This is a genomic window from Xenorhabdus sp. SGI246 (assembly GCF_040838225.1).
GTDB lineage: Bacteria > Pseudomonadota > Gammaproteobacteria > Enterobacterales > Enterobacteriaceae > Xenorhabdus > Xenorhabdus indica.
The window spans coordinates 1-9,197 of record NZ_JBFPEZ010000057.1 but is presented as its reverse complement, the minus strand read 5'-3'; the positions used below and the strand labels follow the sequence as shown (position 1 = coordinate 9,197).

Here is a 9,197-nt window from a genome sequence, read left to right as displayed (position 1 = left end):
TTTCATCCTGCCCGGTGCAGTGCTGGATGACGAATCACTAAAAGCGGGTGACTTCGGGTGAAAGTGTTTTAATGCTGATTCCAGTTTCATTATTATGCTGTCTCCCGCTGTTTCTTTATATAGACCCTTTCTCTGACTTCACTGCCGTACTGCAACATGTCATTAAAATCACCAATGTCAGCCCATCGAACGCTGACTTTCTCAATATCGTTATTGGCGGATAAGTTCTTACGTGCGCACTCATAAGCTGCCGCTTCGCCCGTGGCGCTCCAGTCGATATCTGCAAAGATAATGAGGTGATTAACACCCTGTGGTGCAACAAATTTCGCCATATATCCGGCGTTCATGGTTGACCACGTGTTGACACCGTAAATCTGCTTGCAGGACAAAGCTGTTTCGATGCCCTCCGCAATCCCCAATGTGGAATTAACCGGAAACAAACGGATCGCCAGCGAGGAGGCGTGAGTGCGATAACTTTCTTCCTGCGTGGCATCCAGTTTCTTCTGAGGGGTAATATCGGCCTTCCTGTCCCCATCAAGGTAAGTGCGGTGCAGGTAGCACAAGGTGCCTTTGGCATCCGTGACCAATGACCAGATGGCTTGTAGCTTCCCATTGCGAACAGGCTGTTCAGGGCAATACTTCACGTTGGCGGCGGGCAGAACGTGAATACCCCGATTGCGTAAATAGTCTTCGCCCTGCGTGCCTTTCAGGCCGGGTAAGTTGGCATAACACGCGGTGACTTTATTTCTGAATTTGGTGATATTGGTCTCTTTTTTCACCACACTGCGCTTATCCGACTGGATACCCAGTAACAGATCAATCTCATCGGCCAGTGTCTTAAAATCTTTTCCCTGGGTTAAACGAAGTAACGCCCAGCCATCCCCCCGGTTACAGGTACAAATGAATGTCCCCCGGTCATCCTTGTTATCAATGCGAAACTTACCTTTCCGTTCGCATATCGGGCACTTGCCTTTAAAATGGTTCTTCCCTGTCACGGGCGGCAATTTGTAGTAAGCGAAGATTTCAGGCCAGCGGCCTATCACAGCATCAGCCGTTTTTATTCTGTTCACAGTGCTTCTCCCTGATATAACGGTGTCTCTAACTGCTTACGAATTTCACGTACCTTGTCCCGGGCAACTTCAAGACGCATTTCCTGTTGTTCTTGTTGCGGTTGTTTTGCTTTCTGACGGGATTTCGCCCAGGCAATCTGTTTATGCTTGATGAAATTGTTCACTTCGGGCGTCAGTTCCTGTGGGGTGTCGTGCAGGCCACGAGGCTCGATACCGAACTTTTCTTTAAATGTATAGAATACCCACCAATCACTGAGGGTCTTGCCCTGTGAGGCGCGCTGGTTCTGGTAATACTTCAATTGCGAGTAGAAACTCTGTTTTTCAGCCTGAGTGTAAACACGCTCTTTCTTGCTGAGCTTCTGAATCGTGCGGCTGGTATCGACCTCAATATCTTCACCAGCCAGTGGCTTAAAGCCACACTTCGGGCAGGCATAAACGCCCGCAGGTTTCATGTAATGGCAGGAGGGGCACTCTTTCGGCAGCTTCTCGCGCTTTTCCTGTTCCCGGTAGCTGTCACGGGTTTTCATACCGTCGTTTTTATTCGGCAGTTCGTCATATTCGATATCATCCGGGTAGCCGAGGCGATGGACAGAACCGGAGTGATCGAGAATGATGCACCGCTCCTTACCTTTGGCAGTACGAAGGCCTCTGCCGATTGACTGGAGCCACCGGATTTCAGACTTGGTGGGGCGGGCGTAGATAATGCAGCGCACATCACTGTCAAAACCCGCCACGAGTACGCCCACATTGACGATGATTTTCGTTGCGCCCTGCTCAAAGCGATGAATAATCAGGTCACGCTCATCCTGAGGGGTATGGGCGGTCATTACCTCAGCATTCACGCCAGCGCGGTTAAATCCCATTGTGACAAAATTGGCATGACTGACATTTACGCAGAAGCACACTGTGGGCAGGTTTTCACCCAATTTCAGCCAGCTGCTGACCACATCACCGACCAAATCCGCCCCGCACATAATCTCGGCGATTTCGTTTTCCTTGTAGTCACTGCCATATTCAGCGCTGCTGCTGGATTTCACCCCGGTTAAGTCCGGCTTGGTGGGTGCATAAAATTCATAAGCACTCAGATCACCACGCTGGATTAACTCCTTAATCGTGGTCGGCTTAATGAGTTTCTGATAGTAGTGACCGAGGAACGGCGAGAAAGGCGTTCCTGACAATCCAATCACCTTGCAGTCCGTTTCAGTGGTCAGCCGGGTGATTTCTTCCAGTATCTTTTTACGTTTCAGGTGCGCTTCATCAATCACCAGCAGATCGATATCTTCGGGAAACTCACGGCGTATCAGCGTGTCAGCCGAAGCAATCTGAATCAGCTTTGTCGGGTCCTGATTAGGGTGATCACGCCAGATAAAAGCGATTTCATCCTCAGGCAATCCATACTCGATAAAACGCTGAGCAGTCTGATTTATCAACACGGTAAAAGGGCAGATCATCATGACCCTCATCCCTTTTGAGACAAAACCCTGCGTGATAAATGCGGATAATCCTGTTTTACCTGCGCCTGTCGGGGCATACACCATGAAGGAGTTAAAATTCTTCCAGTCCTGACGCAGCAGGTTTAACGCACGTTCCTGAGCAAAGTTAGGAGTAATATTCAGCATGACGTTACTCCCTGTTTATTTTTCTGTGCTGCCGTGTGATAATCCATGCAGGTAATCCTGCCTGAATATGTATTACCTACCGCAAGAGCCTGAACAGTCGTACTCGCCAAAGGTTGACTGTTCGGTTTCTTGCACCCTCTTACATTCCTACTCTGATTTAACATTGATACCCCTATTTGAATGATTTCCACTGCCAGAGGAAAAGCCTTTTGTTTTCCCGTTTGGACGTCTAAACGTCTTCGCCATTTGATACCCCTATAGAGATCTAAATTAAGATCTGAGCACTCCTTTGGCTGTGCCTTCCCTAACACCCCTTTCAAAGATCACCCCCCTTACCCCCCTAGAAAGTTTTCCCCTCTTCCCCATTTGTCACCCCACCTGTACTATCAAACTGATACATTACTGTACTTTCTAACAAGTACACCCTGTGAAACTAAACCGCCTGACTGGTCGTTACTGCTATCGGCTCCGATGTATAACCCTGTGCCGCTCTCTCATACTTCACGACAAATTCCCTGAGACGGATATTGGCCGCCCGTCTGGCTGCATTGTCTTTGCGGTATGGCACCGGTTCGTTATCCCATGCTGTCAGATACACTTCTGAGTACTTGGCAGTTATCTTCTCCCGTGTACTGATTCTCAGTTTCCCCAACATGCCCTGTATCCATTTGCCATCGTCCGGGCAGAAATGCGATGGCAGGGTGACTTGGCTGTAATCAGGAAACATGTTTTCTCTCGGAAGATTGTTCTGATATGTGATTTTTGTGCTTCACCAGCTCCTCTAGTGGGATGTTTAATTTTTCATGCAATTCAAAGTATCTGCCCGGTGGTATATGTTTTTTTTGAACCCACTGACTAACGGCTTGACTAGATATACCCAATAGCTTTGCTAGCCTTGCAATTCCTCCAGCCTTTTCAATGGCAAGATTTAAAATGCTCATATATCCTCCTAATAATTCACAACCCCAAAATACAAGCTATACTTGTTTTTATAAAGCAAAACTTGTTAGCAGAAAGAAAGTAAAGCTTGTATATTTGGAAGTATGAAAACTATGCGTGAACGTATAAAGCAAGCAAGGCTTGCAAAGAAAATGACTCAAGCTGATCTTGCTGAAAAGATCGGTGTGACGCCTCAATCTGTTCAGCAATGGGAATCACATACCGAACCAAGAAAAGCTAAGCTAATGGAGCTTGCAGAAATACTTGGAGTTGATGTTAATTGGCTACTATTTGGCGATCCTTCTAAGAAAGATGGCATACGAGTAGAGCAAATAGCATCACAAGAAGTAACGGCATGGGATAGCACTTCACCTTTAGATAACAACGAGGTAGAAGTCCCTTACTACAATAGTATTGAGTTGGCAGCAAGCCATGCATGTAGTGGAGGAACTGAAAGTAGTGGCTATAAGTTAAGATTCTCAAGGGCGACATTTGACCGCTATGAAGTATCTCCTAATGAAGCTATAGCATTCCCTATTCATGGGGATAGTATGTCTCCGGTAATCCCCAATGGCTCTACAGTTACAGTAATTACCGGATGCAAAAAAATTATTGACGGCAGCATATATGCCATTGAACAAGGAGATCTACTGCGAGTAAGGATACTACTACGTCAGCCGGAAGGTAAGCTGATCATTCGGAGCTATAATTCGGTCGATTACCCAGATGAAACTGCCGATGCCAATACGGTAAACATAATTGGCAGAGTCTTTAACTGGTCAGTGATGGGCTGGTAAAAATTAAGCATAATCATTAAGACCCTCTCATTGAGGGTTTTTTTGTGATATAAATCACAAATACAAACTTCTCAATAAAAATAATATCTTTACATATCAACACAATAACAATATTAACTTGTTTTTTTACCAAAAGTAAAGTAATGATTGATTTAGAAAAGCATTACTTGTATCTTTTGAAACAAGCAAAACTTGATATGAAAATAACATCGTCAAGTTAAATATTTAGAAATTTAAATCCTGTTAGTACTTAACAAGATAAAGGTTGAAACGCGGATATTGCACACGCCACTACAAAACTTTATTTATTCGCAGCCATTGAGCGTTCCAACATGGAGCAAACACGCCCCATATGCGTTAAAGCTCAGGCAAATGACAAGGAAGAGGCAAAAAGGTTATTAGCTCCTGTATATGTCATTTATGGATGGATGGGACAAATAGTTAACCGTAACTGAAATAAACAATTTAATTCTGAGGTGAATATGAATTATTCCAAAGGAAAAGAAATAGCATTAGCGTATCAGAAATTAGAATCAGCAGAAAATGCAGAGCAGGCGCTGTCAATGGCTTATCAAATTGCGTCAAACTCTAATATGCCAGATAGCGTTAGAGAATTGTTCACGCAATTAATGAAATCATTTAGTGAGCACCGTAGTGAATTACAAGGTGCAGCTAGTGACATATTATTCAAGTAACTAACTCCAGCTCATTCCAAATAAACAATATAATTCTAAAGGAAATAAAAATGAAAAAACCAGCAACTAATATCAATAATACTTTGGTGACTGAGATAAACAATAACCAAATTAAAGGGCAGCAATCGCTACCCTGTGGCGACAAACCTTTTATTTACGCTGCTAATTTAAATCTTTATGAACTTATTGCATGGCTTCAAAATGAACTTAATGCACTTAATCGCCGTGAAAGAGCACTTTGTATTATATCGAAAGCAGTAGATTCATTGGAACTTGAAATTAATTCTCTTGTTGCTCATCAGCCTTTTTCAGAGTCCGTTCACCTGAACCAAGAATCCAATTTACTTTTAGATTCCAATCAATGCCAGATGCGTCTTTGTTCAGCTTTAAACTATTTACGTAACTCTGAGCTTTCTGAGGTAGATTTTCCGGGGCAAGGTCTTTCAGAAGAGCAAAAACAATCCATTCGAGCGGATTGGCTTCCAGTTCCCGAAGGGAAACTTGATACAGAGTAAACAATAAATGCTTAAGAGCCTTGTCACCTCTTAATGGCTCAAATATTGTTGCATAATAAATAATTTAATTCTAAGGAAAATAATAATGAGTGAAAAAGACTACAAATACTATCGTCTATCTGGTGATATTGTTGATCAACTTGACAATGAACACAGATTAATTCAAAAGAAAAGACAACAAGTAATACACCAAACCCTGGATAAAATCGGCGCAGAAGGCTTTTCATGGGATAACAGTTGGGGTAAAAATAGCTCATTAATTCTCAATTTTGCATTTCCAATAGATAAAGAATTCCCTATTCCAATGAAAATAATCAATTCAACCGATGAATTGAAAATAGTAAGAGCTAAAGCCAATAGTAAAGAAGGGAAAGAATTCAACAAGAAATTAGATAATCTAGTCAAAGAAACAAATAACCAATTGAAAAAATTACCATCTTATAAAGATTTTCTGATTAATAAATTTAATATTCAATGCTGCACATTAGGAACACCAAAAGCTCATTATAAAAAGGGTGTGCCCATGATAGAAACACAAGTAGGTAAGGCAAGTAAAGATAATAATACACTATTATTCGCTATACCTAATGCAAAGGAATATGACAAGCAGCCAGAAATTCCAGATTGTTTTGAAGAAATAAGCTATGGCATATTTTATGATCTAGCTAATTAATAGATTAAGGATAAATAATCACAATCAAAGGAAATAAACATGAAAACAAAATTATCGCTTGGTGATAAACATCATTTACGGAATGCATTAAGAATTAATGAAGAAATACAGGCTTTATTAATCCCGTTATTATCCGCTGTTGAAAATGAAGCCAGCAATGATACTTACTTAATGTTACGAGTAGTAGAACGATTATCAGTCTATCAGTTTGGTGACCTTACTGAATTAAATGAAAACTTTGAATAAAAATCTCAGGGTGAAATATGTCAAATAAATTACAAACCGAGGAATATAATCATGAAAAACAAAAACCTTGAATTAGAAAAAGTTCAGGAACTAGCTGAAAAATTACAAGCACTTTTAGTTCTCTGGATGGAAGGCCGATTAAGTGAGGATGATGCTTATATTTTAAATATTGCAACTGAAATCAATCATAATGTATTGCTAGAAATAGGACGAATTCGCGGGGAATAATAACCATGATGAATAATATATACCATCACATTCGCTTCAACAATAAACAAATCTCAGAAATGAGTGACCATGATTTGCTATTTTTATCAACATCAAGTCATGAAGTTATTTACTCAATAACAAACGGAATGAAGTCTATTGCTAACTTAGCCGGCGTAGCAGTTAACAGTGAGGAATATTCGCCCGATGGAGCAATGACTGACCTTGATAGATTATCGCGACTGTTTTCTGTATTACCTCTTATTATCGAGGCTGAATACGTAAATAACGTGAATGCAGTTAGTGAATTAAGAGAAAGAAGAAGCAAAACTCAATCAAAATAAAAACAACAAAACAACTTTAATTACAGTGCCTGCACTGGGGAATCTCACATTCTAAATTCAGACTGATTACAAATAAAAGGAAATACAAATGAAAGAGAGTCGTTACATAGAGGCTGCCAATAAAGCTATTCTGCAAGAAAAGAAAAAAGACTTTAAACGCGCAGCCGGATACTGGGAAATAGCAAAAATAGCATCCCTCAATATAAATAATCAAAGATGGGCTGAATACCGCCAAGAACATAACGAGAAAAGACACGCACTACATAACAAATATAAAAAAATTAAAGACAAAAACGAAGATAAACGTATCGCCTCAGAATTAAAAAAACACGTCAATAAAAAAGGCGGTGAATAATGACTGTATATGAACAAGCAAAAGAATTAGCACGGAGTTTAGAACTGAAAGGCTTATTTCGTCGTGCCGCTGAAAAATGGGGTGAGGCTCTTTCATTATCTCACGACAAAAAACAAGAACAGGAATGTACCAAAAATAATTTGCGTTGTGTCCAAAAAGCGAAAATCAAAATACGGGAGGGGTGGTAATGGCGAAAAGAAAAAGAAGTAAAACGCAACAAGGCCATATGGGAATGACAATGGCACAAGGATTTCGATTAGAAATAGACAAAAAGCAAGATTATTTAAATTCGAAAAAATACCTCTCTAATTTCCCGGTAGAAGGTGAAGAAATGAGAATGCCACTTAATAGAGCTATGCGCCGCTTAGCAAAAAGAATGAAAATTGAACTTAAGGAAGCAAAATAATGAACGAATTAATCACCATTAATAAAACCCAAATGCCTGTCGTGGAATATCAAGGGCAACGCGTTGTGACATTCTCAATGATTGACCACGTTCACGCTCGACCAGAGGGAACAGCCGGAAGAAACTTTCGCGAGCACAAGCCCCGCTTCATTGAGGGTATCGATTACTACGAACTAGGTTCCGACGAAATTCGTCGCAACCTTCCCAGCGGCGTATTTTCAGACTTTACACCAAAAGGTGTTGTCATTACTGAGTCTGGTTACCTGATGCTGGTTAAGTCTTTCACTGACGACTTAGCTTGGCAGGTTCAACGGGAATTGGTGAACAACTATTTCCGTCAGCCCCAAACTGCAATAAACGAGCTTGAAATGATTGCCAAGATCGCCAGTCATACCGCCCAGCAACAACGCCAAATCAACTACGTTGAAGAAAAGGTTGAGCAGGTTCATGAAACTGTCGAGCAAATCAAGCGTGGAACTATCCCCGCGGGCTGGATCGGGTTCTCTCTGGCCGCGACCGAATCAGGGTTAACCAATAACAAGTGCCGTACTTTGGCTGAACAGTACAACGTTCCTACAGATACCGTCACCATCATGACGCCGGATGGGCAGCCTCGCCCCATGAAAATTGTATTCAAGGAAGATTTCATGAGCGCGTTCCGCCTAATGATGGGTGAAGCAGAAAAACGCGGTTCTCGCTGGTCACATCCCAAGATGGGGATCTTTCAGGTTATCGGATGGGAGGGTAAATAATGAGCAAGCATCACACTGAAACAGGATTTGATTACGGCAAGTATGGCGTCATTGTCATCACTGAGGCAGCGAACAGCGAAGTCATAAGTTATGAGGAGGCGCTGGCATCGTTGAACACAGGCAAATACGACAATGAATTATTGCTGGGCTTTGAATTGATCGCAGCCATGATAGATGGCTGGAAAGCGGGCTTTTATACACCAACCAGCGAACAGTTGTTGATGTTGTGGCGGTGGATTGTGTCAGCCTCATTTGTGCAAGAGCAAATAGACAGAAATGGCACCCGTGAAGTTGATAACGGCAAGGGGGGCACTGATACGGCAGCTATCTACGTTAATGGTGCAGCGGCAATCACGGTATACCCATTCGCAGAACGCATAATGTTATTAACCCGGTGTGCAAATACCCATACTCCCATCATGCAGCATAATTAATTTGGGGGTGCAGAAAAAAGCGAGCAACATGTTTATTTCTTCTTTGCAGCTTCCTGAGATGACTTTTTGTCTTTTTTTCTAATTCTTGCTGATTTCTTGCGGGCGATGAGTGGCGAAGAGCACTTTTCAAATCGCCATTAAGGTA

General features: G+C 41.9%; 16 protein-coding genes. 11 read left to right on the top strand and 5 right to left on the bottom strand.

Features of this window, described 5'->3' with window-relative positions; translation table 11 throughout:
- Positions 1 to 92: 92 nt before the first annotated feature.
- The 4 genes from ABLA85_RS13945 to ABLA85_RS13930 form a co-directional block, all read right to left on the bottom strand.
- Positions 93 to 1,070, bottom strand: coding sequence for a toprim domain-containing protein (locus tag ABLA85_RS13945; protein WP_367965016.1), 978 nt, complete (start codon positions 1,068 to 1,070; stop codon positions 93 to 95).
- A complete protein-coding gene (locus ABLA85_RS13940) occupies positions 1,067 to 2,689 on the bottom strand; it encodes a DEAD/DEAH box helicase family protein (protein WP_367965015.1) in 1,623 nt (540 codons plus the stop codon). The genes ABLA85_RS13945 and ABLA85_RS13940 overlap by 4 nt, the downstream gene beginning before the upstream one ends.
- A 433-nt stretch (positions 2,690 to 3,122) precedes the next feature.
- Positions 3,123 to 3,416 (bottom strand): hypothetical protein, encoded by a 294-nt coding sequence (locus ABLA85_RS13935; RefSeq protein WP_367965014.1) that lies wholly within the window; start codon positions 3,414 to 3,416, stop codon positions 3,123 to 3,125.
- Positions 3,406 to 3,630, bottom strand: coding sequence for a Cro/CI family transcriptional regulator (locus ABLA85_RS13930; RefSeq protein WP_367965012.1), 225 nt, complete (start codon positions 3,628 to 3,630; stop codon positions 3,406 to 3,408). The genes ABLA85_RS13935 and ABLA85_RS13930 overlap by 11 nt, the downstream gene beginning before the upstream one ends.
- Positions 3,631 to 3,732: 102 nt before the next feature.
- Between ABLA85_RS13930 and ABLA85_RS13925 the strand changes: the two genes are divergently transcribed.
- On the top strand, positions 3,733 to 4,425 hold the full coding sequence (locus ABLA85_RS13925; RefSeq protein ID WP_367965010.1) for an XRE family transcriptional regulator: 693 nt from the start codon (positions 3,733 to 3,735) through the stop codon (positions 4,423 to 4,425).
- A gap of 482 nt (positions 4,426 to 4,907) precedes the next feature.
- Entirely contained in the window at positions 4,908 to 5,120 is a 213-nt protein-coding gene (locus ABLA85_RS13920) for a hypothetical protein (RefSeq protein ID WP_367965008.1), read from the top strand.
- Positions 5,121 to 5,399: 279 nt separating this feature from the next.
- Here ABLA85_RS13920 and ABLA85_RS13915 read toward each other — a convergent pair whose 3' ends face one another.
- Positions 5,400 to 5,639: a hypothetical protein gene (locus ABLA85_RS13915; RefSeq protein ID WP_367965006.1), complete on the bottom strand. Its 240-nt coding sequence runs from the start codon at positions 5,637 to 5,639 to the stop codon at positions 5,400 to 5,402.
- Positions 5,640 to 5,720: 81 nt separating this feature from the next.
- On the opposite strand from ABLA85_RS13915, the gene ABLA85_RS13910 reads away from it, so the two are divergent.
- The 9 genes from ABLA85_RS13910 (at position 5,721) to ABLA85_RS13870 (ending at position 9,052) form a co-directional block, all read left to right on the top strand.
- Positions 5,721 to 6,308 carry a DUF5420 family protein gene (locus ABLA85_RS13910; protein ID WP_367965003.1) on the top strand — a complete coding sequence of 196 codons (588 nt, stop codon included), beginning with the start codon at positions 5,721 to 5,723 and terminating at the stop codon, positions 6,306 to 6,308.
- 39 nt (positions 6,309 to 6,347) lie between these two features.
- Entirely contained in the window at positions 6,348 to 6,554 is a 207-nt protein-coding gene (locus ABLA85_RS13905) for a hypothetical protein (RefSeq protein ID WP_367965001.1), read from the top strand.
- Between the two features lie 51 nt (positions 6,555 to 6,605).
- On the top strand, positions 6,606 to 6,782 hold the full coding sequence (locus ABLA85_RS13900; protein ID WP_367964999.1) for a hypothetical protein: 177 nt from the start codon (positions 6,606 to 6,608) through the stop codon (positions 6,780 to 6,782).
- A gap of 5 nt (positions 6,783 to 6,787) precedes the next feature.
- The gene (locus tag ABLA85_RS13895; RefSeq protein ID WP_367964997.1) at positions 6,788 to 7,105 is read left to right on the top strand and encodes a hypothetical protein; all 318 of its coding nucleotides are present in this window, start codon (positions 6,788 to 6,790) and stop codon (positions 7,103 to 7,105) included.
- Between the two features lie 88 nt (positions 7,106 to 7,193).
- Positions 7,194 to 7,460 carry an ANR family transcriptional regulator gene (locus tag ABLA85_RS13890; protein WP_367964995.1) on the top strand — a complete coding sequence of 89 codons (267 nt, stop codon included), beginning with the start codon at positions 7,194 to 7,196 and terminating at the stop codon, positions 7,458 to 7,460.
- Complete coding sequence (locus tag ABLA85_RS13885) at positions 7,460 to 7,648, top strand: PerC family transcriptional regulator (RefSeq protein ID WP_367964993.1); 189 nt, start codon at positions 7,460 to 7,462, stop codon at positions 7,646 to 7,648. Before ABLA85_RS13890 ends, ABLA85_RS13885 begins: the two co-directional genes overlap by 1 nt.
- A complete protein-coding gene (locus ABLA85_RS13880; RefSeq protein WP_367964991.1) occupies positions 7,648 to 7,866 on the top strand; it encodes a hypothetical protein in 219 nt (72 codons plus the stop codon). Before ABLA85_RS13885 ends, ABLA85_RS13880 begins: the two co-directional genes overlap by 1 nt.
- The gene (locus ABLA85_RS13875; protein WP_367964989.1) at positions 7,866 to 8,618 is read left to right on the top strand and encodes an ORF6N domain-containing protein; all 753 of its coding nucleotides are present in this window, start codon (positions 7,866 to 7,868) and stop codon (positions 8,616 to 8,618) included. The genes ABLA85_RS13880 and ABLA85_RS13875 overlap by 1 nt, the downstream gene beginning before the upstream one ends.
- Positions 8,618 to 9,052 carry a hypothetical protein gene (locus ABLA85_RS13870; RefSeq protein WP_367964987.1) on the top strand — a complete coding sequence of 145 codons (435 nt, stop codon included), beginning with the start codon at positions 8,618 to 8,620 and terminating at the stop codon, positions 9,050 to 9,052. Before ABLA85_RS13875 ends, ABLA85_RS13870 begins: the two co-directional genes overlap by 1 nt.
- Positions 9,053 to 9,197 lie beyond the last annotated feature (145 nt).